The organism is Brevundimonas sp., assembly GCF_050729455.1.
Taxonomy (GTDB): Bacteria; Pseudomonadota; Alphaproteobacteria; order Caulobacterales; family Caulobacteraceae; genus Brevundimonas.
In genome coordinates this window covers 1-22,892 of the sequence record NZ_JBOHLI010000019.1, presented here as the reverse complement: position 1 = coordinate 22,892, position 22,892 = coordinate 1, and the positions used below count along the sequence as shown (strand labels likewise).

Annotated in this window: 22 protein-coding genes; 20 read left to right on the top strand and 2 right to left on the bottom strand. The window is 66.7% G+C overall.

From position 1 onward, the window contains the following. Position 1 precedes the first annotated feature (1 nt). From ACREEF_RS06840 to ACREEF_RS06815, 6 genes are read left to right on the top strand one after another with little or no spacing between them, the layout of a single operon-like run. On the top strand, positions 2-1,489 hold the full coding sequence (locus ACREEF_RS06840) for an NADH-quinone oxidoreductase subunit M (RefSeq protein ID WP_431564847.1): 1,488 nt from the start codon (positions 2-4) through the stop codon (positions 1,487-1,489). 7 nt (positions 1,490-1,496) lie between these two features. Continuing rightward, positions 1,497-2,939, top strand: a complete 1,443-nt coding sequence (nuoN, locus tag ACREEF_RS06835) for an NADH-quinone oxidoreductase subunit NuoN (protein WP_431564846.1) — start codon at positions 1,497-1,499, stop codon at positions 2,937-2,939. A 6-nt stretch (positions 2,940-2,945) separates the two neighbouring features. After that, entirely contained in the window at positions 2,946-3,692 is a 747-nt protein-coding gene (locus ACREEF_RS06830) for a biotin--[acetyl-CoA-carboxylase] ligase (RefSeq protein ID WP_431564845.1), read from the top strand. Next, on the top strand, positions 3,689-4,483 hold the full coding sequence (locus ACREEF_RS06825) for a type III pantothenate kinase (protein ID WP_431564870.1): 795 nt from the start codon (positions 3,689-3,691) through the stop codon (positions 4,481-4,483). Before ACREEF_RS06830 ends, ACREEF_RS06825 begins: the two co-directional genes overlap by 4 nt. Before the next feature lie 6 nt (positions 4,484-4,489). Next, positions 4,490-6,166 (top strand): ribonuclease J, encoded by a 1,677-nt coding sequence (locus ACREEF_RS06820; protein WP_431564844.1) that lies wholly within the window; start codon positions 4,490-4,492, stop codon positions 6,164-6,166. After that, positions 6,166-6,504 carry a DUF3088 family protein gene (locus ACREEF_RS06815; RefSeq protein WP_431564843.1) on the top strand — a complete coding sequence of 113 codons (339 nt, stop codon included), beginning with the start codon at positions 6,166-6,168 and terminating at the stop codon, positions 6,502-6,504. The genes ACREEF_RS06820 and ACREEF_RS06815 overlap by 1 nt, the downstream gene beginning before the upstream one ends. Before the next feature lie 6 nt (positions 6,505-6,510). Here ACREEF_RS06815 and ACREEF_RS06810 read toward each other — a convergent pair whose 3' ends face one another. Then, on the bottom strand, positions 6,511-6,870 hold the full coding sequence (locus ACREEF_RS06810; protein WP_431564842.1) for a 5-carboxymethyl-2-hydroxymuconate Delta-isomerase: 360 nt from the start codon (positions 6,868-6,870) through the stop codon (positions 6,511-6,513). Between the two features lie 91 nt (positions 6,871-6,961). Between ACREEF_RS06810 and ACREEF_RS06805 the strand changes: the two genes are divergently transcribed. Genes ACREEF_RS06805 through ACREEF_RS06790 form a run of 4 tightly spaced genes read left to right on the top strand, consistent with a single transcriptional unit; the run spans position 6,962 to position 10,621 of the window. After that, positions 6,962-7,228 carry a DUF1467 family protein gene (locus ACREEF_RS06805; RefSeq protein ID WP_431564841.1) on the top strand — a complete coding sequence of 89 codons (267 nt, stop codon included), beginning with the start codon at positions 6,962-6,964 and terminating at the stop codon, positions 7,226-7,228. A 60-nt stretch (positions 7,229-7,288) separates the two neighbouring features. Further along, positions 7,289-8,605, top strand: coding sequence for a proline--tRNA ligase (proS, locus tag ACREEF_RS06800; RefSeq protein ID WP_431564840.1), 1,317 nt, complete (start codon positions 7,289-7,291; stop codon positions 8,603-8,605). Continuing rightward, positions 8,602-9,912, top strand: a complete 1,311-nt coding sequence (locus ACREEF_RS06795) for a lipoprotein-releasing ABC transporter permease subunit (RefSeq protein ID WP_431564839.1) — start codon at positions 8,602-8,604, stop codon at positions 9,910-9,912. The genes proS and ACREEF_RS06795 overlap by 4 nt, the downstream gene beginning before the upstream one ends. Continuing rightward, positions 9,905-10,621, top strand: a complete 717-nt coding sequence (locus ACREEF_RS06790; protein WP_431564838.1) for an ABC transporter ATP-binding protein — start codon at positions 9,905-9,907, stop codon at positions 10,619-10,621. The genes ACREEF_RS06795 and ACREEF_RS06790 overlap by 8 nt, the downstream gene beginning before the upstream one ends. On the opposite strand, the gene msrA is transcribed toward ACREEF_RS06790, so the two are convergent. Then, positions 10,622-11,245: a peptide-methionine (S)-S-oxide reductase MsrA gene (gene msrA / locus ACREEF_RS06785; RefSeq protein ID WP_431564837.1), complete on the bottom strand. Its 624-nt coding sequence runs from the start codon at positions 11,243-11,245 to the stop codon at positions 10,622-10,624. A 322-nt stretch (positions 11,246-11,567) separates the two neighbouring features. Here msrA and dnaE point away from each other — a divergent pair, with 322 nt between their 5' ends. The 10 genes from dnaE to ACREEF_RS06735 all read left to right on the top strand — a co-directional run. Further along, on the top strand, positions 11,568-15,023 hold the full coding sequence (gene dnaE / locus ACREEF_RS06780; RefSeq protein ID WP_431564836.1) for a DNA polymerase III subunit alpha: 3,456 nt from the start codon (positions 11,568-11,570) through the stop codon (positions 15,021-15,023). After that, positions 15,020-15,382: a GFA family protein gene (locus ACREEF_RS06775; RefSeq protein ID WP_431564835.1), complete on the top strand. Its 363-nt coding sequence runs from the start codon at positions 15,020-15,022 to the stop codon at positions 15,380-15,382. Before dnaE ends, ACREEF_RS06775 begins: the two co-directional genes overlap by 4 nt. Before the next feature lie 164 nt (positions 15,383-15,546). Beyond that, the gene (rpsB, locus tag ACREEF_RS06770; RefSeq protein WP_431564834.1) at positions 15,547-16,395 is read left to right on the top strand and encodes a 30S ribosomal protein S2; all 849 of its coding nucleotides are present in this window, start codon (positions 15,547-15,549) and stop codon (positions 16,393-16,395) included. 100 nt (positions 16,396-16,495) lie between these two features. Further along, positions 16,496-17,437: a translation elongation factor Ts gene (gene tsf, locus ACREEF_RS06765; protein ID WP_431564833.1), complete on the top strand. Its 942-nt coding sequence runs from the start codon at positions 16,496-16,498 to the stop codon at positions 17,435-17,437. A gap of 139 nt (positions 17,438-17,576) precedes the next feature. Continuing rightward, positions 17,577-18,314, top strand: a complete 738-nt coding sequence (gene pyrH / locus ACREEF_RS06760) for a UMP kinase (protein WP_431564832.1) — start codon at positions 17,577-17,579, stop codon at positions 18,312-18,314. Positions 18,315-18,352: 38 nt separating this feature from the next. After that, positions 18,353-18,910 carry a ribosome recycling factor gene (gene frr, locus ACREEF_RS06755; protein WP_431564831.1) on the top strand — a complete coding sequence of 186 codons (558 nt, stop codon included), beginning with the start codon at positions 18,353-18,355 and terminating at the stop codon, positions 18,908-18,910. Between the two features lie 30 nt (positions 18,911-18,940). Next, positions 18,941-19,708 (top strand): polyprenyl diphosphate synthase, encoded by a 768-nt coding sequence (gene uppS / locus ACREEF_RS06750; RefSeq protein WP_431564830.1) that lies wholly within the window; start codon positions 18,941-18,943, stop codon positions 19,706-19,708. Continuing rightward, a complete protein-coding gene (locus tag ACREEF_RS06745; protein ID WP_431564829.1) occupies positions 19,708-20,526 on the top strand; it encodes a phosphatidate cytidylyltransferase in 819 nt (272 codons plus the stop codon). Before uppS ends, ACREEF_RS06745 begins: the two co-directional genes overlap by 1 nt. After that, the gene (gene dxr, locus ACREEF_RS06740) at positions 20,523-21,719 is read left to right on the top strand and encodes a 1-deoxy-D-xylulose-5-phosphate reductoisomerase (protein ID WP_431564828.1); all 1,197 of its coding nucleotides are present in this window, start codon (positions 20,523-20,525) and stop codon (positions 21,717-21,719) included. The genes ACREEF_RS06745 and dxr overlap by 4 nt, the downstream gene beginning before the upstream one ends. 23 nt (positions 21,720-21,742) lie before the next feature. Continuing rightward, positions 21,743-22,892: M50 family metallopeptidase (locus ACREEF_RS06735; RefSeq protein ID WP_431564827.1), on the top strand; the 1,150-nt coding region annotated here is incomplete at its 3' end.

Genomic DNA, 22,892 nt, shown 5'->3' with positions numbered 1-22,892 from the left:
CGTGCCTCACATTCTGAGCATCGTCACCTTCCTGCCGCTGGTCGGCGCCGGTCTGCTGCTTCTGGCCGGCATGATGAACAAGGGCGGCCAGGACGCCGCGGCCCCGGCCGCGCGCTGGATCGCCCTGGGCACCACCCTGGTGGTGCTGGCCGTGTCCGTCCTGCTGGTCACCCAGTTCGATCCGTCGAACCCGGCCTACCAGTTCGTTGAAAACTACGCCTGGTTCGCCGGCGCCGGTTATCACCTGGGCGTGGACGGGATCTCGATCCTGTTCGTCCTGCTGACCGCCTTCCTGATGCCGATCTGCATCGTGGCCAGCTGGAAGTCGATCGAGACGCGCGTCGTCGAATACATGGTCGCCTTTCTGGTGCTGGAGACCCTGGTCATCGGCGTCTTCACGTCGCTGGACCTGTTCCTCTTCTACATCTTCTTCGAAGGCACTCTGGTGCCGATGTTCCTGATCATCGGCATCTGGGGCGGCGCCAACCGGATCTACGCCTCGTACAAGTTCTTCCTCTACACCCTGCTGGGGTCGGTGCTGATGCTGCTGGCCATGCTGTGGATGGCCCATGAGACGGGCACCACCAGCATCCCCGAGCTGAAGACGTACGCTTTCGATCCGGCCGTGCAGCCGATCCTGTGGCTGGCCTTCTTCGCCTCGTTCGCGGTCAAGATGCCGATGTGGCCGGTCCACACCTGGCTGCCGGACGCCCACGTTCAGGCGCCGACGGCCGGTTCGGTCATCCTGGCCGGCATCCTGCTGAAGCTCGGCGGCTACGGCTTCATCCTGTTCAACCTGCCGATGTTCCCGCAGGCGTCGCAGATGTTCACGCCCCTGGTCTTCACCCTGTCGGTGATCGCCGTGGTCTATACGTCGCTGGTCGCCTTCCGTCAGACCGACATCAAGAAGCTGATCGCCTATTCGTCGGTCGCCCACATGGGCTTCGTGACCATGGGCATCTTTGCCGGCAACGACACGGGCGTTCAGGGCGCGGTCTTCCAGATGCTGAGCCACGGCCTGATCTCGGGCGCGCTCTTCCTCTGCGTCGGCGTGGTCTATGACCGGATGCACACGCGCGAGATCGCCTTCTACGGCGGCCTGACGGCGCGGATGCCCTGGTATGCGGCCATCTTCCTGATGTTCACCATGGCCAACGTCGGCCTGCCGGGCACCTCGGGCTTCATCGGCGAAGTGCTGACGATGACCGGCGCCTATCAGGTCTCGACCTGGACGGCCCTGGTCGCGGCTTCGGGCGTCATCTTCTCGGCGGTCTACGCCCTGACGCTGTTCCGCAACGTCATGTACGGCGAGATCAAGAACCCGGCGCTGCAGACCATCACGGACATCGACAAGCGCGAGCTGCTGATCTTCGTGCCGCTGATCGTCGGCACCATCTGGCTGGGCCTCTATCCCAACGCCGTCCTCGACTACACCGGGCCAAGCGTTGAGGCCCTGACGACCGCCTATCGCGCAGCCATCGGCGGGTGAGAGCATAATGACTGATCTGTCTTCCGCCCTGAACCTCGCCGCCCCCGAAGCGACCCTCGCGGTCGGCGGGCTGGTGCTGCTCATGCTCGGCGCCTTCACCGGCGAGAAGTCGACGCGCCTGGTCTCGGGTCTGTCGATCCTGCTGCTGGCCGTCGCCTCGGTTCTGGCCGCCGTCGGCCCGCTGGGTACGGCCTTCAACGGCGCCTATGTGGCCGATCCGCTGGCCGTTTACGGCAAGGTCGCCATCTTCCTGTCGGCGGCGGTCGCCATCGTCCTCGGCGATGGCTGGATGCATCGCACCCGCATCGCCAAGTTCGAGTATCCGATCCTGATCGTGCTGGCCTCGGCCGGCATGGGGATGATGGCCTCGTCCGGCGACCTGATCTCGCTCTACATCGGCATCGAGCTGCACTCGCTGGCGCTCTACGTGCTGGCCGCCTATCACCGCGACAACCTGAAGGCCTCGGAAGCGGGCCTGAAGTATTTCGTCCTGGGCGCCCTGTCGTCGGGTCTGCTGCTCTACGGCGCCAGCCTGATCTACGGCTTCGCCGGCTCGATGCGCTTCGTCGACATCGCCGCCTTCGCCACCGCCAACCCGGGCCCGGGCCTGATCTTCGGTCTGGTCTTCCTGATCTGCGGTCTGGCATTCAAGGTTTCGGCCGCGCCGTTCCATATGTGGACGCCCGACGTCTATGAAGGCGCCCCGACCCCGGTCGTGGCCCTGTTCGCCACGGCGCCCAAGATCGCCGCCATGGTGCTGATCATCCGCGTGCTGGTCGAAGGCTTCGGCGTCGCCCATGGCCAGTGGGCCCAGGTCATCATCCTGATCTCGCTGATCAGCTTCGCCGTCGGTTCGTTCGGCGGTCTGATGCAGAAGGACGTCCAGCGCCTGCTGGCCTATTCCTCGATCATCAACATCGGCTACGCCCTGCTGGGCGTGGCGGCGGGCACCGAAGCCGGCGTCCAAGCCACGCTGATGTTCATGACCCTGTACGTCATCGACCAGTTCGGCTTCTTCGCCGTCCTGCTGTCGCTGAGCCGCAACGGTCGTCCGATCCGCAAGATCGCCGACCTGGCCGGTCTCAAGAAGGATCGTCCGCTGACGGCGGTGGCCCTGACTATCCTGTCGCTGTCAGCCGTCGGCATTCCGCCGATGTCGGGCTTCTGGGGCAAGTTCTTCGTCTTCGGCGCCGCCGCCGACGCGGGCTACTGGATGGCCGGCGCCGCCGGTCTGGTCGCCTCGGTCGTGGCCGGCTTCTACTATCTGCGCATCATCAAGGTGATGTGGTTCGATACGCCGGAGTTCGACGTGACGACCGACAAGTCGCCGCTGGAAGCCAAGTCGATCGCCTTGGCGGCCGCCGCCTTCTGCTTCCCGCTGGTGATCGTGGCCCTGACCTGGTTGGAGCCGCTGACCCGCGTCGCCGCCTCGGGCGTCGGCGTCGGGTAAGGGTCTTTGGCCGCGCCGGTCCTGATTCTCGACGAAACCGACTCCACCAACGCCGAGGCGCGCCGCCGCGCCGAGGCGGGCGAGGTCGGGCCGCTGTGGATCGCGGCGCGGCGCCAGACGGCCGGTCGTGGCCGTCGTGGACGCAAATGGGAGAGCGAGAGCGGCAATCTCGCCTCCACCCTGCTGCTGCTGACGCGGAAATCCCCCGCCGAGGCTGCGCAGCTGACCTTCGCCGCGTCTCTGGCGGTGGCGGACCTGCTGGACCGCTATGTCCCGCCGGCTCTGGTCACGATCAAATGGCCCAACGACGTGCTGCTGGACGGGCGCAAGACCTCGGGCATCCTGATCGAGTCAGGTCCGGCGCCGTCAGGCGGCCTGTGGCTGGCGGTCGGCATCGGCGTGAACCTGAGCCAGACGCCCGGTGACACCGAACGCCCCGCCACCTGCATCGCAGAGCACCTGAACCACGGCGTGGCCTCGGCGCCGACCGTCGATGAGGCCGCCAAGGCGCTGGCCGAGACCTTCGGCGTCTGGCTGGACCGCTGGATGACGCTGGGCTTCCAGCCTATTCTCGACGCCTGGACCGCGCGGACGCCCGGTCTGCACGGCCCCTGCACGGCGCGGCTGACCAACGAGACCCTGACTGGCGTGGCCGACGGGGTCGAGGCGGACGGATCGCTGCGTCTGAAACTGCCGGACGGATCGCTGCGGGTGATCTCCGCCGGTGACGTCTTTTTCGGAGAGGCTGCCTGATGCTGCTGGCGATCGAGCAAGGCAACACCAACACCCTGTTCGCCGTTCACGACGGGAACGAATGGATCGCCCAATGGCGCACGGCCACGGACGCCATGCGCACGGCCGACGAATACGCCGTCTGGCTGCATCAGCTGTTCGAGATGCGCGGCAAGGGTCTGAATATGAAGGACCTCGACGGGTGCATCATCTCCAGCGTGGTGCCGCAGTCGATCTTCAACCTGCGCAACCTGGCGCGGCGCTATATCGCGGTTGAGCCCCTGGTGATCGGCGAGAACGTCAATCTCGGCATCGAGGTGCGCATTCCCAAGCCCAGCGAGGCGGGGGCCGACCGTCTGGTCAACGCCATCGGCGCGCTGCAGATTTATGAGGGCGACCTGCTGCTGATCGACAGCGGCACGGCCACGACCTTCGACGTGGTGTCCGGGGCGGGCGAACGGGGGCAGGGGGCCTTCGAGGGCGGCCTGATCGCGCCGGGCATCAACCTGTCGCTGCAGGCCCTGCATGAAGCCGCGGCAAAGCTGCCGCGCATCGCCATTCAACGCCCCGATGTCGTCATCGGGCGCGACACCGTCACCTCCATGCAGTCGGGCGTCTTCTGGGGCTACATCGCCCTGATCGAAGGACTGGTGGACCGCATCAAGGCCGAGTGGGGCAAGCCCATGACGGTCGTCGGCACCGGCGGTGTCGCCTCCCTGTTTGAAGGCTCCACAAATTCAATCGACCGGTTTGATCCGGACCTGACCATCCGCGGCCTACTCGAAATCTGGCGGCGGAATACCCACCTCTAGGGACGTATGACAAAGAAAACTCAAAACGACGAACTCGTCTTCCTGCCGCTGGGCGGCTCGAACGAGGTCGGTATGAACCTGAACGCCTATGGTTTCGGCCCGGCGCACGACCGCAAATGGATCATCGTCGATGTCGGCGTGACCTTCGGCGACCCTTCCACGCCCGGCGTGGACGTGATCGTGCCCGATCCCACCTTCCTCGAGGGTGAAAACATTCTGGGCATCGTGCTGACGCACGCCCACGAGGACCATATCGGCGCCCTGGGCTGGCTGTGGCCGCGCATCAAGGCGCCGCTGTATGCGACGCCTTTCACCGCCTACCTGGTCCGCGAGAAGCTGCGCGACGCTGACATTCTGGACGATGTCGAGCTGAACGAGATTCCGCTGGGCGGCGACCTGAACCTGGGTCCGTTCGACGTGACCTTCGTCACCATCACCCACTCGATCGCCGAGCCGAACGGTCTGGCCATCAAGACCCCGCTGGGCACCGTCCTGCACACCGGCGACTGGAAGATCGACAATGATCCGGTCGTAGGCGAGCGCACGGACGTCGAGACCATCCAGCGCCTCGGCGACGAGGGCGTGCTGGCTATGGTCTGCGACAGTACCAACGTCTTCGTGGACGGCGTGGCGGGCTCCGAGGGCGACGTGAAGGTGGCTCTGGCCGCCCTGATCAAGGACCTGAAGGGCCGCGTCGCCGTGGGCTGCTTCGCCTCCAACGTCGCGCGAATGGACAGCGTGATCCGCGCCGCCGAGGCCGCCGGCCGCCGCGTGGCCCTGGCCGGGCGCTCCATGCACCGCATCACCGCCGCCGCCAAGTCGGTCGGCATGCTGAGCGACGTCAAACCCTTCCTGTCGGAACAGGAGGCCCGCGTCTGGCCCGAGGACGAGATCCTGTATCTCTGCACCGGCAGCCAGGGCGAGGTCCGCGCGGCTCTGTCGCGCGTGGCCGAAGGCACCCACCCCTTCATCAAGCTGGGCAAGGGCGACCACTGCATCTTCTCGTCGCGGGTCATTCCGGGCAACGAGCTGTCGATCGGCCGTCTTCAGGACAAGATGGCCGACCGGGGCGTGCGCCTCTACACCGAGAAGGACCATCCCGGCATCCACGTCTCGGGCCACCCGTGCCGCGACGAACTGCGTCAGATGTACAACTGGGCGCGCCCGCAGATCGCGGTGCCGACCCACGGCATGCGCCGTCACCTGATGGAACACGCCAATCTGGCCAAGGACATGCAGGTCCCCGAAACCGTGACGCCGCGCAACGGCGACATGGTGCGTCTGGCCCCGGGACCCGCCGCCATCATCGACGAAGTGCCCTCGGGCCGTCTGTTCGTCGACGGCGGCATGCTGGTCGAGGAGGCGGGCGAGGCTCTGCGCGAGCGCAAGCACGCGGCGTCCAACGGCGTGCTGGTCGTCAGCTTCGCCATGGACAAGCGCGGCAAGATCGTCAGCGACATCGACGTGCGCGGCATCGGCCTGCCGGGTGACGAGGACCGTCCGCTGGGCGACATCCTCGACGATCTGGCCGAGCGCGCCGAACAGGCCGTTCGCAAGCTGAAGGGCGAGGCTCTGGACGATGAACTGGTGGTCGAACAGGCCGTCAGCCGCGCCCTGAAGAAGGCCAGCCAGCAGATCTGGGACCGTCGTCCCATCGTCGAAACCGTGATCCTGCGTCTGTAATGGCGGATCGGCTCTATCTGTTGAACGCCGACTGGTTCGACGATCAGGGCGGGCCCTGGTATTGCCCGCCCGGCGCCCGGATCGAAGGGGTGCTGGGCCTTTATCCGCGCCTGCGCGAGCAGGTTCAGGTGACGCATCTGGATCACCCCCGTCCGCGCGCCGCCGTGGTGGCCGAGGTGGGGGAGGCCAACCAGAGCTGTCCGCTGTTGGTGCTGGACGGCGAGTTCGACTGGCCCGACGCTCAGGTCAGCGCAGAAACCGGCGCCCGCTTCCTGCAGGACGACGACATCCTGCCCTACTGGGCGGCCCGCTACGGCATCGGCCGCCCGCACCCGTAGGCGGCGTCAGCCGCCCAGCGTGATCTTCCGATAGTTGTCCTTGTCCAGGTTCCCGATCTCGACGGAAATCTGGGCCGGGCCGTCATAGGGCCTCACGCCCGCCAGCAGGGCCGCCTGAACCGCTTCGCCCAGCGCGGTCTTCTGTTCCTGGGTGCGGCCGGTCAGGATGCGCAGGTCGCAGTGGACCATGGCCTGGGCCGGATCGCCGTCGGCGATGATCAGGTCGTCGCAGCGCACGATGCGCGTCTTGCACGCCTGGGTCGTCGCGCCGACCACGTCCACGCACAGCTTGTGGATCTCCAGCGCCAGGGCGCGCCAATCTGTCCCGTCGAAATGGGGGGAGTGTTCCAGGGTGATCTGTGGCATGAGGACGTCCTTGTTTCGCGCCTTTCCTTAGCCCGCCGCGCACGCGGGCGGAATGCGAAGGGCGCCCGAACTGATGGATGGATTTGCCCCGATGCCTCTTGGCCCCTTCACTCTGGTGGCGCTGTATCTGACCTCTTGGTGGATCGTGCTGTTCACGATCCTGCCGTTGGGCTCGTCGAAGCAGGCTGAAACGCCGCCGAGCGACGGCAGCCAGTGGGGCGCCCCGGCCGACCCCCAGCTGAAGAAGAAATTCATCACCACGACCTGGGTCTCGGCCATCGTCTGGGCCTTCATCGTCTTCATCGTCTGGACGGGCTGGGTCCCGCTGCCCGACTTCACGCGCGGGCCTGCGCTCTAGCTTTCGCCCCATTCGCCCGTTTAAAACTCGGGCCTGACTGATTTTGCAGAGATTCTCGCCATGCGCCTGTCGCGCTACTTCCTGCCGACCCTGAAAGAAGCCCCCTCCGACGCCCAGATCGTGTCGCACCAGCTGATGCTGCGCGCGGGCATGATCAAACAGGAGGCCGCCGGCATCTACGCCTGGCTGCCGCTGGGCCTGCGGGTGTTGCGCAAGATCGAGAACATCGTCCGCGAGGAGCAGGTCAAGGCCGGCGCCGTCGAGCTGCTGATGCCGACGCTGCAACTGGCCGACCTGTGGCGCGAGAGCGGCCGCTACGACGCCTATGGCCCGGAGATGCTGCGCATCACCGACCGTCATGAACGCGAGCTGCTGTACGGACCGACCAACGAGGAAATGGTCACGGATATCTTCCGGGCCTACGTGAAATCGTACAAGGCCCTGCCGCTGAACCTCTTCCATATCCAGTGGAAGTTCCGCGACGAGCGCCGCCCGCGCTTCGGCGTCATGCGCGGCCGCGAGTTCCTGATGAAGGACGCCTATTCCTTCGATCTGGACGAGGCCTCGGCCCGCATCGCCTACAAGCGTATGTTCGCGGCCTATCTGAACACCTTCTCGCGTCTGGGCCTGAAGGCGGTGCCGATGCGCGCCGACACCGGCCCGATCGGCGGCGACCTGAGCCACGAGTTCATCGTCCTGGCCGACACCGGCGAGAGCGAGGTCTTCTGCGACCGCAAGCTGGTCGAGATGGACGCGCCGGGCCACAACCTCAGCGTCGAACAGCTGGAAGGCGTCTTCAACGAGCGCACGGCCCTCTACGCCGCGACCGAGGAAATGCACGACGCGGCCCAGTTCGAGGCCCAGACCGTCGAAGGCGACCGCCTGTCGGCGCGCGGCATCGAGGTCGGCCACATCTTCTACTTCGGCACGAAATATTCGGCTCCGATGAAGGCCAGGGTCGCCGGGCCGGACGGTCAGGACACCGAGGTCCACATGGGCAGCTACGGCGTCGGCGTGTCGCGCCTGCTGGGGGCCATCATCGAGGCCAGCCACGACGCCGGCGGCATCATCTGGCCGGACTCGGTCGCCCCGTTCGACGTGGTGGTCATCAACCTGCGCGCCAGCGACGAGGCCGTCTCGGCCGCCTGTGAAGAGGCCGTGGCCAAACTCGAATCCCTGGGCAAGGATGTCCTCTACGACGACACCGACGAGCGTCCGGGCGGCAAGTTCGCCACCGCCGACCTGATCGGCGTGCCGTGGCAACTGACCGTCGGTCCCAAGGGCCTGGCCGACGGCGTGGTGGAACTGAAGCGCCGCGCCACCGGCGAAAAGCAAACCCTGTCGCTGGACGCCGCCCTGGAGCTGCTGACGAAATGACCGACGCCGCGACGGCCTCCGCGCCGCCCGCCGTGAAACCCGCCGGTCCCTTCTCCGCCTGGGAGATCGGACTGGCCCTTCGCTACCTTCGCGCCAAGCGCAAGGAAGGCGGGGTCGCCCTGATCGCCATCATCAGCTTTGTCGGCATCATGCTGGCCGTGGCGGTGCTGATCAGCGTGATGAGCATCATGGCCGGTTTCCGCAGCGAGTTGCTGGGGCGGATGCTGTCGTTCAACGGGCATATGTACGTGCAAGGTCCGGTGCTGACCTCGCCGGACCGCGACGCGGCGTTGAAGCGCATCGGCGACGTTCCGGGCGTGGTCTCGGTGACGCCGCTGACGGAAGCCCCGGCCATGTTCCGTGCGGGCGGCCAGATGACCGGCGGCATCGTGCGCGGCGTGCGGCCCCAGGACCTGGCCTCGACGAAGTTCGTCTATGACAGCCTGACGCCTGAAATGCGGGACTCCTTCGGGCGCGGCGAATACGGCGGCGACAACATTCTGATCGGCAAGGCTCTGGCCGACCAGATGGGGCTGAGCGTCGGCAGCGCCATCTCCATCTATTCGCCGACAGGCGCAGACAGCGCCTTCGGCAACCTGGGCGGTCTGGAAAAGACCTATCGCGTCGGCGGCATCTTCAGCTCCGGCACCGCCGACTACGACCGCGCCTTCATCTTCATGCCGCTGGAGCAGGCCCAGCTCTTCTTCGGCAAGGAGGGCGTCTGGGACGTTATCGAGATGAAGGTCGCCGAGCCTGACCAGGTCGAAAGCCTGCTGACGCCGGTGCAGCAGGCCGCCGGGCCGGGCAGCATCGTGCAGGATTGGCGCATCCGCCTGGCCGCCTTCTGGGGCGCGCTCAAGGTCGAGCGCGTGGCCATGAGCATCATCCTGGGCCTGGTTGTCGCCATCGCCGCCATGAACATCATCAGCGGCATCGTCATGCTGGTGAAGAACAAGACCCGCGACATCGCCATCCTGCGCACCGTCGGGGCCAGCCCGTCGTCGATCCTGCGCATCTTCTTCGTCTCGGGCGCGGCTATCGGCATCGGCGGCACCATCGCCGGTCTGGTGCTGGGCCTGCTGTTCTGCCTGAACATCGGCGCGATCCAGCACTTCCTCGAGGCCCTGCTGGGGGTCCAGTTGTTCAACGCCGATGTCTATATGCTGGACGCGATCCCGGCCCTGGTCGATCCGTGGGACGTGACCTGGGTGGCGCTCTTCTCCTTCTTCATGAGCTGCCTGGCCAGCCTGCCGCCGTCGTGGAACGCGTCGCGGATCGACCCGGTGGAGGCCCTGCGCTTTGAATAGTCCGCTGAGCACCACGCCGACCCTGCGCCTGCGCGGGATCACCCGCACCTATCCGACCGCCTCGGGCGGGCTGACGGTGCTGAAGGGCGTCGATCTGGACATCATGCCGGGCGAGGTCGTCGGCCTGATCGGGCCGTCGGGCTCGGGCAAGTCGAGCTTGCTGCACGCCGCCGGTCTGCTGGAACGCCCGACCAGCGGTCAGGTCATGATCGACGGCGAGGACGTCGGCGGTCTGGACGAGCGGGCGCGCACGCGCCTGCGCCTGTCGCGAATCGGTTTCGTCTATCAATTCCACCACCTGCTGCCGGAATTTGACGCACGGGACAATGTCGCCCTGCCGATGCGGATTGCGGGCCATTCCGAGGCCGAGGCGCGTCGCCGCGCCGAGGCCCTGTTGACCAGCCTGGGTCTGGGCGAGCGCTTCACCCACCAGCCCGCCCAGTTGTCGGGCGGCGAGCAGCAGCGCGTCGCCATCGCCCGCTCGCTGGCCAACAGCCCGCGTCTGCTGCTGGCTGACGAACCGACCGGCAACCTTGACCCGACCAACAGCCATGCGGTGTTCGAGGCCCTGCGCGAACTGGCCAAGACCACGGGCGTCGCCGCCCTGATCGCCACCCACAACATGGAACTGGCCGGCCATATGGACCGCGTCTTCGCCCTGAAGGACGGCCATCTGGAAGAACGCGCGGCCGAGGCCCAGACCTACTGATCAGCCGACGGCGGCCTCGCCCCACAGGGCGTGCAGCCTGATGCTTCGGCGGCAACCGATCCGGTAGGCCTCGTATCGGACCGGATGCCGGCGGGCGAAGTCCTGATGCTCGGCGCCGGCCGGCCAGAAGCGCATGGCGGGATAGACGGGCGTGACGAAGTTGCGGGCGCCGAGCGCGGCGCGCGCGGCCGTCCGCGACGCCTCGGCCGTCGCGGTCTGAGCCTCGGTGGCGTAAACCGCCGTGGCGTAGGACGGGCCCCGATCGCAGAACTGGCCCGTCGGATCAGTCGGGTCGATGGTGCGCCAGTAGCGGTCGACCAGGGTGCGATAGCTGACGACGGCCGGATCGAACGTCACCTGCACCGCCTCGCGATAGCCGGTCCCGCCGCGCACCACCTGCTCATAGGTCGGATTGGGCCGCGTGCCGCCGACGAAGCCTGACACGGCGGACCGCACGCCGCGCAGGCCGTCGAACGCCTTCTCGGTGGACCAGAAGCAGCCGCCGGCGAAAACCGCCGTCTGATAGGTCTGCGCCGGTTTCGGCAGAGCCGCGCGGGCGGGTGTTTCGCCGGGCGAGCAGGCCGCCGCCAGGGCCAGGGCGATCAGGGGCAGAAGGCGCGACATGGGAAGCTCCCGGTCATTCTCCGCATCAGACGCCCAATATGGGAAGGCGGAGCGTCGCGCGCATCAGCGAGAAGGCGGCTTGCAATGAGAACAAAGCGGGAATATAGAACGTTTCAGGAACAAGCGAGCTGGGGATAAGCCGATGTCGCGTTGGGTGAGGGATATGCTGTCGCTTGCGTCGTGCGGCGGCTTCGTCTGGATGATCTGGCAGGCGTCTTTCCTGGTGACGTGATCGCCGCATCGACTCCCTGCATGATCACAATCCGGCCGCGCGGCGGTCGGATATGAGAGGTCCCGGCGTCCGGGATCAGCGGAGTTTGTGTTGGCGGAAACGACGAACAGCCAGGGTTTTGTCCATCTGCGGGTCCGCAGCGCCTATTCCCTGCTGGAAGGGGCGATCAAGGCCGGCAAGATCGGCAAGATGGCCGCAGACGCGGGGATGCCGGCCGTCGCCGTGGCCGACCGGGCCAACCTGTTCGGCGCTCTGGAATTCAGCCAGACCACCCGGGACGCGGGCGTCCAGCCGATCGTGGCCTGCGCCCTGCCTGTGCTGGGCATAGGCGGTCAGATCGCCGACCGCTGGGCCAAGACTCCGACCGTGGTGCTGCTGGTCCAGAACGAGCAGGGCTGGCTCAACCTGTGCGCCCTGTCGTCCGCCGCCTACCTCGACGCGGGTGAAATGTCCGAACCGGGCGTGCCCTGGGAACAGGTTGTGGATAAGTCCGAGGGCCTGATCCTGCTGTCGGGCGGTCCCGACGGCCCGATCGACCCCCTGTTCGTCCAGAACAAGCGCGATGATGCGCTATCTTCTCTCGCGGAGATGAAGCGCGTCTTCGGCGATCGATTCTATGTAGAGTTGCAGCGGCACGGCCTGCCGCAGGAGCCGGCGGCGGAGGCGGGGCTGGTCGAATGGGCCTACGCCAACGACGTGCCTCTGGTCGCCACCAACGACGTCTATTACGCCAAGGCGGCGCAGGCGAAGTCGCATGACGCCCTGCTGTGCATCTCCGACGGCGCCTTCACCGGTCAGGAAGACCGGCGCCGCATCACCGACCAGCACTGGTTCAAGACGGCCGAGGCCATGCGGACCCTGTTCGCGGACCTGCCCGAGGCCTGCGACAACACCATCGACATCGCCCGACGCTGCGCCTTCCTGGTGCAGACCCGTGCGCCGATCCTGCCGCGCTTCGATACCGGGGCGGGGCGTTCGGAAGCCGACGAACTGGCGCATCAGGCGCGCGAGGGGCTGAAGGCCCGCCTGCAACAGGTCACGCCCGCCGCTCCAGAAGAAGACTATTGGACCCGCCTGGAGTGGGAGGTCGGGATCATCCAGCAGATGGGCTTCCCGGGCTACTTCCTGATCGTTTCGGACTTCATCAAATGGGCCAAGCTGCAGGGCATTCCGGTGGGGCCGGGGCGCGGCTCGGGCGCCGGTTCGCTGGTGGCCTGGTCGCTGACGATCACCGACCTGGACCCCTTGCGGTTCGGCCTGCTGTTCGAGCGCTTCCTGAACCCCGAACGGGTCTCCATGCCCGACTTCGACATCGACTTCTGCCAGGAGCGGCGGGAGGAGGTGATCGACTATGTGCAGCACCACTACGGCAAGGACCGGGTGGCTCAGATCATCACCTTCGGCACCCTGCAGGCGCGGGCCGTGCTGCGTGACGTCGGCCGGGTGCTGCAGATGCCGCTGGGTCAGGTGGACCGGCTTTGCAAGATGGTGCCGAACAACCCGGCCAACCCGGTGACCTTGGCTCAGGCCATCGACCTGGAGCCGCGCCTGAAGGAGGCGCGCGACGCCGAGGCCTCGGTTCGGACCCTGCTGGAAACGGCGCTGGAGTTGGAGGGACTGTACCGCAACGCCTCGACCCACGCCGCCGGCATCGTCATCGGCGACCGGCCGCTGACCGAACTGGTTCCCCTGTATCAGGACCCGCGCTCGACCATCCCGGCCAGCCAGTTCAACATGAAGTGGGTCGAGCCGGCGGGTCTGGTGAAGTTCGACTTCCTGGGCCTGAAGACCCTGACCGTGCTGGACCGGGCGCGGGAATATCTGGAACGGCGCGGCGCGGCGCCGGAATGGAACCTGCTGCCGCTGGACGACGCGAAGACTTATGAACTGATGGCCTCGGGCCAGACGGTCGGGGTGTTCCAACTGGAATCCCAGGGCATGCGCGACACCCTGCGCAAGATGCGCTGCGGCTCCATCGAGGAAATCACCGCCCTGATCTCGCTCTACCGGCCGGGGCCGATGGAGATGATCGACACCTATATCGACCGGAAGTTCGGCCGGGCCGAGGTGGACTATCTGCACCCCAGTCTGAAGGAGGTGCTGACCGAGACCTACGGCGTCATCATCTACCAGGAACAGGTGATGAAGATCGCCCAGATCCTGGCAGGCTACAGCCTGGGTGAAGCCGACCTTCTGCGCCGGGCCATGGGCAAGAAGAAGAAGGAGGAGATGGATTTCCAGCGCCTCCGCTTCGTCAAGGGCGCGTCCGAGAAGTCGGTGCCGGAAGGGCAGTCCGGCTCCATCTTCGACCTGGTGGCCAAATTCGCAGGCTATGGCTTCAACAAGTCGCACGCCGCCGCCTATGCCCTGATCTCGTTCCAGACGGGCTGGCTGAAGGCCAATCACCCGGTCGAGTTCTTCGCCGCCTCGATGAGCCTCGACCTGTCGAACACCGACAAGCTGGCGGTCTTCTATCAGGACTGCCGTCGCTTCGAGGTGCCGGTCCTGGCCCCCGACATCAACCGGTCGTCCGCCGACTTCGACGTGGCGTGGAAGGACGGGCAGGGCAGCGTCCTTTACGCCTTGGGCGCCATCCGCAACGTGGGTCTGGAGGCGATGAAGCACGTCGTCGAGGTCCGCGAGGCGGGCGGACCGTTCGCCGACATCTTCGACTTCCTGGAGCGGGTTGATCCCAAGGCCGTCAACAAGCGGGCCCTGGAAGGTCTGGCCAAGTCCGGGGCGTTCGACAGCCTCAACCCCAACCGTCGTCAGTTGTTCGAGCAGGCGGATACGCTGATCGCCTATTGCCAGAGCGTGGCCGCCGAGCGCGCCTCGTCTCAGGTCAGTCTGTTCGGGGCGGATCAGGCGGGGGCCGCGCGGCCGCGGCTGAAGAGCGTCGAACCCTGGGCCGGACCGGACAAGCTGGATCAGGAGCTGTCGGCCGTCGGCTTCTACCTGTCGGGGCATCCGCTGGAGGACCTGACGCCCGCGCTGAAGCGCAAGCGGGTGACCTTTGTGGCCGAGGCGCAAGGCCTGGCCGAGGCGGGACACGAGGCCTTCATGATGGCTGGGGTGGTCCGTCGCCGTCAGGAACGGGCCAGCGCCAAGAGCGGCGAGAAGTTCGCCTTCGTCACCTTCTCGGATCCGACGGGCGAGTTTGAATGCCTGTTCCCGCCGGAACAACTGCGTCGCTGTCGCGAGATTCTCGAAGTCGGGACGTCTGTTCTGGTCAAGGTGCGGGCCAAGTCAGCGGACGGCGAGGTGCGCTTCTTCGGTGATGACGCCAATCGCATGGACGTCCTGCTGGACGACGCCCAGATCGGGTTGCGGGTCGTGTTGTCGGCGCAGTCGGCCGACGCCGAGGCGCTGAAGGCGCGGCTGGATCGGGCGCGGGCTCAGGGCAAGGGCGGCGAGGTCTGGCTGCAGGCCACACTGGGCGGCCGCACCGAGGTCGAGATCAAGCTGCCTGGCCGCTATAGACTGGACGCGGCCTTGCGTGGGGCGCTGAAGTCGGCGCCGGGCGTGGTGATGCTGGAGGATGCATGATGACCGAGACGACGACGCACAAGGGTTCCTGCCATTGCGGCGCGGTGGCCTATGAGGTCGAGGTCGGGCTGGAGGGCCTGATCGAGTGCAACTGTTCGCACTGCTATCGAAAGGGCTTCGTCCTGGCTTTCGCGCCGCGCGCGGCCTTTCGCCAGACGGTGGGCGAGGACGCGACGACCTCGTATTTCTTTAATCAGCACAAGATCGATCACCGCTTCTGCAAGACCTGCGGCGTCCAGCCCTTCGGCTATGGCGTGGCGCCGGACGGGTCCGAGGTCGCGGCGATCAATGTGCGGACGCTGACGGATGTCGAGCCCTGGGCCTGGACGGCGACGCGGGTGGACGGGCGCAGCTTCTGACTGATTGGCTTGCCTTTTCCGAACAATACGCCTAGAGAGCGCGCGCACTTCGCACGTGGGCGTGGCGCGGTCCGGGGAGACATCCCGGCCTGCACCGTTCCGAGGGACCGCAGGTCCTTTTAATCGCCCGCGCTAGGTTTGATCGGAAAAAGGATACCACGATCATGGCTCTGCCTGAATTCTCGATGCGTACGCTGCTGGAAGCCGGCGCTCACTTCGGCCACCAGACGCACCGCTGGAACCCGAAGATGGACCGCTACATCTTCGGCTCGCGCTCGAACATCCACATCATCGACCTGTCGCAGACGATGCCGCTGTTCCACCAGGCTCTGGTGGCCGTGCGCGAAGTCGCCGCCAAGGGCGGCCGCGTGCTGTTCGTCGGCACCAAGCGTCAGGCCGCCGGCCCGGTGGCTGAAGCCGCCACGCGCTGCGCCCAGTACTACATGAACAACCGCTGGCTCGGCGGCACGCTGACCAACTGGCGCACCGTTTCGGGCTCGATCGCCCGCCTGCGCGAGCTGGAAACCGTTCTGGCCACCGGCGGCGAAGGCCGCGTCAAGAAAGAGCTGCTGAACCTGCAGCGCGAGAAGGACAAGCTGGAACTGTCGCTGGGCGGCATCAAGGACATGGGTTCGATCCCGGACATCATGTTCGTGATCGACACCAACAAGGAAGCGATCGCGATCCAGGAAGCCCGCAAGCTGAACATCCCGATCATCGCCATCCTGGACACCAACTCGGATCCGGACGGCATCACCTATCCGGTCCCGGGCAACGACGACGCCGCCCGCGCCATCCAGACCTACTGCGACCTGATCGCCGACGCCGTTCTGGACGGTCTGGCCGCTGGCGCTTCGGCCTCGGGCATCGACCTGGGCGCTTCGGAAGCTCCGGTCGAGCCGATGCTGCGTGAAGCCGTTGCTGCCCCGGTTGAAGCCGAAGTCGCTCCGGCCGGCACGGAAGGCGCTGCTGAAGAACTGCTCGCGACGACTGAAGAAAAGGTCGAGGGCTAAGACGCCCTCGGGGCCCGGTCGGTGATCGGGCCTACGCCAAACTGACATGCGGCCGGGCTATCCATGCCCGGCCGCTCATTTGAATTTTCAGGAGAAGAACATGGCCGAGATCACTGCCGCCCTCGTGAAGGAACTTCGCGAGCGTTCGGGCGTCGGCATGATGGACTGCAAGAAGGCGCTGGTCGAAAACGATGGCAACATCGAAGCAGCAATCGACTGGCTGCGCGCCAAGGGCCTGTCCAAGGCCGCCAAGAAGGCTGACCGCGTCGCCGCTGAAGGTCTGGTCGCTGTCGCGTCGAAGGAAGACGGCAAGGGCGAAGTCGCCGCCGCCATCGAATTCAACGCTGAAACCGACTTCGTCGCCCGCAACGATCTGTTCCAGAACGCCGCCAAGTCGTTCGCCCAACTGGGCCTGGACCACCACACGGTCGAAGCCCTGCACGGCGCCGAACTGGAAGCCGGCAAGACGGTCCAGGACGAAGTGACCAACATGATCGCCACCATCGGCGAGAACATGCAACTGCGCCGCGCCGCCCGCCTGTCGGTGTCGGAAGGCGTCGTCTCGACCTATGTCCACAACGCAGTGTCGCCGGGCGTCGGCCGCATCGGCGTGCTGGTCGCCCTGGAAGGCGAGGGCGACAAGACCGCCCTGCGCGAACTGGGCCGCAAGATCGCCATGCACGTCGCCGCCACCGCGCCGCTGTCGCTGAACACGGACGACCTGGACCCGGCCGCCATCGAGAAGGAACGCGCTGTTCTGATCGAAAAGGCCAAGGAAGAAGGCCGTCCCGAAAACATGATCGAGAAGATCGTGGAAGGTCAGATCAACAAGTTCCAGAAGGACGTGGTGCTGTCGAAGCAGCCGTTCGTCATGGATCCGGACGTGACCATCGAACAACTGGTCGCCAACTCGGCCAAGGAACTGGGCTCCTCCAACCTGCACCTGGCCGGCTTCGTGCGCTTGGCTCTGGGTGAAGGCGTCGAGAAGGTCGAAGGCCCCGACTTCGCGTCGGAAGTCGCCTCGATGATGGGCGGCAACTAACACCGAAGCTTCTTCCTGAAAGGGAAGATTTTTCAAAAGGGCGCGTTCGGCTTTGATGGCCGGCGCGCCCTTCGTCTATGATGAGCCGCCGATTCACTTCGCGCGGATGCGTAACCCCTGTATCCACGGACCCATACCCATGCCCGACGCCCCTTCCGAGTTCCGATATAAGCGCGTCCTGCTGAAGGTCTCGGGCGAGGTCCTGATGGGCGAGCAGTCCTATGGCATCGACATGAAGACCGTCGACGTCGTGGCGGCCGCAGTGGCCCAGGTGGCGCGCGAGGGTGTCGAGATCTGCCTGGTCATCGGCGGCGGCAACATCTTCCGCGGCCTGTCCAAGGCTGCCGCGGGCATGGACCGCGCCAACGCCGACTACATGGGCATGTTGGCCACCATCATGAACGCCCTGGCCATGCAGGGCGCGCTGGAAAAGATCGGCGTCGACACGCGGGTCCAGAGCGCCATCCCGATGGCCGCCATCGCCGAACCCTACATTCGCCGCCGCGCCATGCGTCACCTGGAAAAGGGCCGGGTGGTGATCTTCGCCGCCGGCGTGGGCGCCCCCTTCTTCACGACCGATTCGGGCGCTGCCCTGCGCGCCGCCGAAATGGGCTGCGACGCCCTGTTGAAGGGCACCAGCGTGGACGGCGTCTACACCGCCGACCCCAAGAAGGACGCGACCGCCACCCGCTATGAAACCCTGACCTATCAGGAGGTTCTGGCCAAGGACCTGCGTGTCATGGACGCCTCGGCCATCGCCCTGATGCGCGACAGCGACATCCCGATCGTGGTCTTCTCGATCCGCGAGGAGGGCTCGCTGCGCAAGACCCTGAGCGGCGAAGGCACCTTCACCGTCATCACCAACAAGGCCGCCTGAGCGGCCCTCGACCCGAACGACAGACCAGGAAGACCATAATGGCCAAGCCCGAGCTCAAGACCTATCGCGATCGTATGGACAAGTCCGTCGCCGCGCTGAAGGAAGAGTATGCCGGTCTGCGCACGGGCCGCGCCAACGCGGGCCTGCTGGACCCGGTTCAGGTCGAAGCCTACGGTTCGACCTCGCCGCTGAACGCCGTGGCCGCCATCAGCGTGCCCGAGCCGCGCATGATCTCGGTCAGCGTCTGGGACAAGAGCATGGTCATTGCGGTTGAGAAGGCCATTCGCGCCGCCGGCCTGGGCCTGAACCCGATCGTTGACGGCCAGACCCTGCGTATTCCTGTCCCGCCGCTGACCGAGGAGCGCCGCAAGGACCTGGTCAAGCTGGCCGGCAAATACGCCGAACAGCAGAAGATCTCGGTGCGGAACGTCCGTCGCGACGCCAACGACGACCTGAAAAAGGCCGAGAAGGCCGGCGAGATCAGCCAGGACGAACAGAAGAAGATGGAAACCGAGGTCCAGAAGGATACGGACGCGGCCATCAAGCGCATCGACGAGGCCTTGAAGACCAAGGAAGTCGAGATCATGCAGGTCTGACGCAGCTTCGCGTCGGGAGGGAAATGCACAATGTCGGCCGAGACCGTCGCCACGGCGCCTGAGAAGGGGCCTCGTCACGTCGCCCTGATCATGGACGGCAACGGTCGCTGGGCCGAGCGTCGCGGCTTGCCGCGGGTGATGGGCCACCGCGAGGGCGTCCAGGCGCTGCGGCGCACGATCAAGGCGGCGCCGGACTTCGGCATCCGTTGCCTGACCGTGTTCGGCTTCTCGACCGAGAACTGGAGCCGTCCTGCGGACGAGGTGTCGGACCTGATGGGGCTGGTCCGATCATTCGTCGGCAGCGACCTGAAACGGCTCGAGGCGGCGGGCGTGCGTATTCGCGTTCTGGGTCGTCGCAGGGGCCTGCCTGCCGACATCGCCGCCATCGTCGACCGCGCCGAGGCGCAGACGGCGCACAATGACCGCTTCCTGCTGCAGGTGGCGTTCAACTACGGCGGCCGCGCCGATCTGGCGGACGCGGCCCAGCGATTGGTCGATCAAACCCGCGCAGGACAGTTCACGGGCGAAGTGACCGAGGACGACCTCGGCGCCGGCTTGTCGACGGCCGGAGCGCCGCCGGTGGATCTGATCGTGCGGACCTCGGGCGAGCAGCGACTGTCCAATTTCCTGCTGTGGGAAGCCGCCTACGCCGAACTGGTGTTCCAGGACATCCTCTGGCCCGACTACGGCGCCGAGGCGCTGGGCGAGGCGGTGGCCCTGTATTCTGACCGCGAGCGGCGCTACGGAGGCCGCGACGTGCTGCCGGATGCGACCGCAGCGAAGACGGCGGCGATCTGATGGCGTTGAAGATAGGCGACATCGGCCTGAGAGCGGCCTCGGCCGTGGTGTTGGCACCGGCTGCGGTGCTGGCCACCTGGGCCGGTGGCGGCTGGTTCTGCGCCCTGGTGATGGCGGCCTGTGGTCTGCTGGCCTTTGAATGGGCGCGGATGAGCGCGCCGCGCTTCTGGCGCTCGGTGGGCGTGGCCGTGGCCGTGGCGCTGATTACGGCGGTGATCGCCGCCCAGATCGGCCAGATGTCCCTGGCGCTGATCCTGCTGGTCTTCGGCGCTCTGGCGGCCGGGTTGTTCGCGCGGTCGCGTGGGGCGGAGGCCCTGGATGCGGCCTATGGCGTTCTCTACCTGGGCTGGCCGTGCGTCCTGCTGATCTGGCTGCGCGACCTGAACACGGCGCAGGGCCTCTACTGGACCGTGCTGGTCTTCGCCGTGGCCTGGGCGTCGGACATCCTGGCCTATCTGGTCGGCAGCGCCGTGGGCGGACCCAAGCTGTGGCCGCGCTTTTCGCCGAACAAGACCTGGTCGGGCTTCATCGGCGGCCTGATCGCCGGGATGATCGCCGGCGCCGCCATGGCGGGCTGGCTGGACATGGGCCGTCTGAACGTCTTCTGGGGCGGCGTCCTGGGTCTGGCGGCGGCCCTGGCCACGATGGCGGGCGACCTGTGGGAGTCGGCTCTCAAGCGCCGCTTCGGGGTCAAGGACGCGGGCAACATCATTCCCGGCCACGGCGGCCTGCTGGATCGGGTCGACGGCCTGATGTTCGCGGTCGTGGTCGTGGCGGCGGGGCGGGTGATCGTCCTGATGCTGGAGCGCAGCGCATGATCGCCCGCAAGGTCAGCGTGCTGGGCTCGACCGGCTCAGTCGGCACGTCTACCCTGGATCTGATGGATCAGGCCGAGCAGGTGGGCTCCGGCGCGTTTCAGGTCGAGGTTCTGACGGGCGGGATCAATATCGCCCGTCTGGCCGAACAGGCCCGGCGTTGGCGTCCCAGATTGGCCGTGACCGCCGACCCCGCCCGCCTGTCGGAACTGCGCGACGCGCTGGCCGGCACGGATGTCGAGGCAGCGGCCGGTCCCGAAGCCATCGTCGAGGCCGCCAGCCGGCCCGTGGACTGGGTCATGGCCTCCATCGTCGGCTCGGCTGGGCTGCGGTCCGCCTGGGCGGCGGCCGGCACCGGCGCGACCCTGGCCCTGGCCAACAAGGAAAGCCTGGTCTGCTGCGGCCCGGCGCTGATCGAGCGGGTCAAGCGCAGCGGCGGCAAGCTGATCCCGGTCGACTCGGAGCATTCCGCCATCTTCCAGGTCTTCCCGGCCGAGGCGCCGGAACAGGTGGCGAAGCTGGTGCTGACCGCATCCGGCGGCCCCTTCCGCACCCTGCCGCGCGAGGCCATGGGCCGGATCACCCCGGAGCAGGCGGTGGCCCACCCCAACTGGAGCATGGGCGCCAAGATCTCGGTCGACAGCGCCACCATGGCCAACAAGGGGCTGGAGTTGATTGAGGCGGCCTATCTGTTCGCCATGACGGGCGACCGGATCGACGTCGTCGTCCACCCGGAATCAATCATCCACAGCCTTGTGGAATATGTGGATGGTTCGACCCTGGCCCAGATGGGGCCTCCCGACATGAAGACGCCGATCGCCTGCGCCCTGGCCTGGCCGGAGCGTCTGGCGTGGCCGGCGCCCAGGCTGGACCTGGCCGCTCTGGGCCGTCTGACCTTCGAGGCACCCGACGAGGCGCGCTTCCCGGCCTTGCGGCTGGCGCGCGAGGCCCTGGCGGCGGGGGGTGCGGCGCCCATCGTCTTCAACGCGGCCAACGAGGTCGCGGCCCTGGCCTTCCTTGACCGTCGGCTGGGCTTTCTCAATATTGCCGCAGTCGTCGCCGACACCTTGGAGCGTGCGACGAACGCGGGGGTGGGTTCCGGTTCCGACGACGCCTGCGATGCGGCCCTGGCCGTGGACGCCATGGCCCGGCGGATTGCGAACGACATCATCGCCTCGCTCGCGATTGCTGCCTGAGGGCGACAGGAGACATGACTGGGATGCTAGGTGTTCTTGGGCAGGCCCTGATCTATGTCGTGCCGTTCCTGCTGGTGCTGACCCTGGTCGTCACCATTCACGAACTGGGCCACTTCCTGACCGCGCGCGCCTTCAAGGTGAAGATGGAGCGCTTCTCCATCGGCTTTGGCCGCGCCATCTTCCAGCGCACCGACAAGCAGGGCGTCGAATGGCGGCTGGGCTGGCTGCCGCTGGGCGGCTACGTCAAGTTCGCCGGTGATCTGGACGCGACCGGCGTGCCGGACAAGGCGGGTCTGGACGCCCTGAAGAAGGAAGTCGTCGCCGCCCACGGTCCTGGCGCCGAGAAGGACTATTTGTATTTCAAGCCCTTGTGGCAGCGCGCCCTGGTGGTCGCCGGTGGCCCCTTCGCCAACTTCGTGCTGGCCATCTTCATCTTCACCCTGCTGTTCAGCCTGGTTGGGGTCGAGCTTCGTCCCGCGCGGGTCGTGCAGGTTCAGCCGGAATCCCCGGCCGCCGCCGCTGGCTTCCTGCCCGGGGATCTGATCACCCGCGTCAACGGCAAGCTGATCGCCGACGGTGGAGAGGTGACGCGTGTGGTGGCGCTCAGCAGCGGCGATCCCGTGCAGTTCACGGTCGAGCGCGCGGGCGCCGACGTGCAACTGACGGCCACGCCGGAGCGTCGGGTCGAGAACGATCCCATCGCCGGACGGGTTTCGGTCGGCCGCATCGGCCTGGGCCTGGGTTCCAGCCGAGACGAGGTGCGTCATGTCCGCTATGGACCGCTCGCCGCCGTGGGGCAGGGGTTCAAGGAAACCGGCGCCATTCTGAGCACCACCTTCACCTACATCGGCCGCATCTTCACCGGCCGCGAATCGGGCGATCAGTTCAGCGGCCCTCTGGGCATCGCCAAGGCGTCGGGCGCCCTGACCAACGCCGCGGTGGCCGCCAATCCCGATCCCCTGGCCATGGCGGGAAATCTCCTGCTGACGCTGACCAGCTTCGCCGCCATACTTTCGGTCGGAATCGGCTTTCTAAATCTCATGCCCATTCCGGTTCTGGATGGGGGGCATCTGATGTTCTACGCCTATGAGGCGGTGGCGCGCAGGCCCGTGGCGGCAAAGGTCCAGGAGGCGGGATACAGGGTCGGTCTTGCTTTGCTGGCTAGTTTAATGT

What these genes read in the sequence shown, in the direction of transcription:
- nuoN (WP_431564846.1), top strand. Translation starts at nt 1,497, where the DNA reads ATGACTGATCTGTCTTCCGCCCTGAACCTCGCCGCCCCCGAAGCGACC.
- ACREEF_RS06820 (WP_431564844.1), top strand. Translation starts at nt 4,490, where the DNA reads ATGACAAAGAAAACTCAAAACGACGAACTCGTCTTCCTGCCGCTGGGC.
- ACREEF_RS06815 (WP_431564843.1), top strand. Translation starts at nt 6,166, where the DNA reads ATGGCGGATCGGCTCTATCTGTTGAACGCCGACTGGTTCGACGATCAG.
- ACREEF_RS06810 (WP_431564842.1), bottom strand. Translation starts at nt 6,870, where the DNA reads ATGCCACAGATCACCCTGGAACACTCCCCCCATTTCGACGGGACAGAT.
- ACREEF_RS06805 (WP_431564841.1), top strand. Translation starts at nt 6,962, where the DNA reads ATGCCTCTTGGCCCCTTCACTCTGGTGGCGCTGTATCTGACCTCTTGG.
- proS (WP_431564840.1), top strand. Translation starts at nt 7,289, where the DNA reads ATGCGCCTGTCGCGCTACTTCCTGCCGACCCTGAAAGAAGCCCCCTCC.
- ACREEF_RS06795 (WP_431564839.1), top strand. Translation starts at nt 8,602, where the DNA reads ATGACCGACGCCGCGACGGCCTCCGCGCCGCCCGCCGTGAAACCCGCC.
- msrA (WP_431564837.1), bottom strand. Translation starts at nt 11,245, where the DNA reads ATGTCGCGCCTTCTGCCCCTGATCGCCCTGGCCCTGGCGGCGGCCTGC.
- ACREEF_RS06775 (WP_431564835.1), top strand. Translation starts at nt 15,020, where the DNA reads ATGATGACCGAGACGACGACGCACAAGGGTTCCTGCCATTGCGGCGCG.
- rpsB (WP_431564834.1), top strand. Translation starts at nt 15,547, where the DNA reads ATGGCTCTGCCTGAATTCTCGATGCGTACGCTGCTGGAAGCCGGCGCT.
- tsf (WP_431564833.1), top strand. Translation starts at nt 16,496, where the DNA reads ATGGCCGAGATCACTGCCGCCCTCGTGAAGGAACTTCGCGAGCGTTCG.
- pyrH (WP_431564832.1), top strand. Translation starts at nt 17,577, where the DNA reads ATGCCCGACGCCCCTTCCGAGTTCCGATATAAGCGCGTCCTGCTGAAG.
- frr (WP_431564831.1), top strand. Translation starts at nt 18,353, where the DNA reads ATGGCCAAGCCCGAGCTCAAGACCTATCGCGATCGTATGGACAAGTCC.
- uppS (WP_431564830.1), top strand. Translation starts at nt 18,941, where the DNA reads ATGTCGGCCGAGACCGTCGCCACGGCGCCTGAGAAGGGGCCTCGTCAC.
- ACREEF_RS06745 (WP_431564829.1), top strand. Translation starts at nt 19,708, where the DNA reads ATGGCGTTGAAGATAGGCGACATCGGCCTGAGAGCGGCCTCGGCCGTG.
- dxr (WP_431564828.1), top strand. Translation starts at nt 20,523, where the DNA reads ATGATCGCCCGCAAGGTCAGCGTGCTGGGCTCGACCGGCTCAGTCGGC.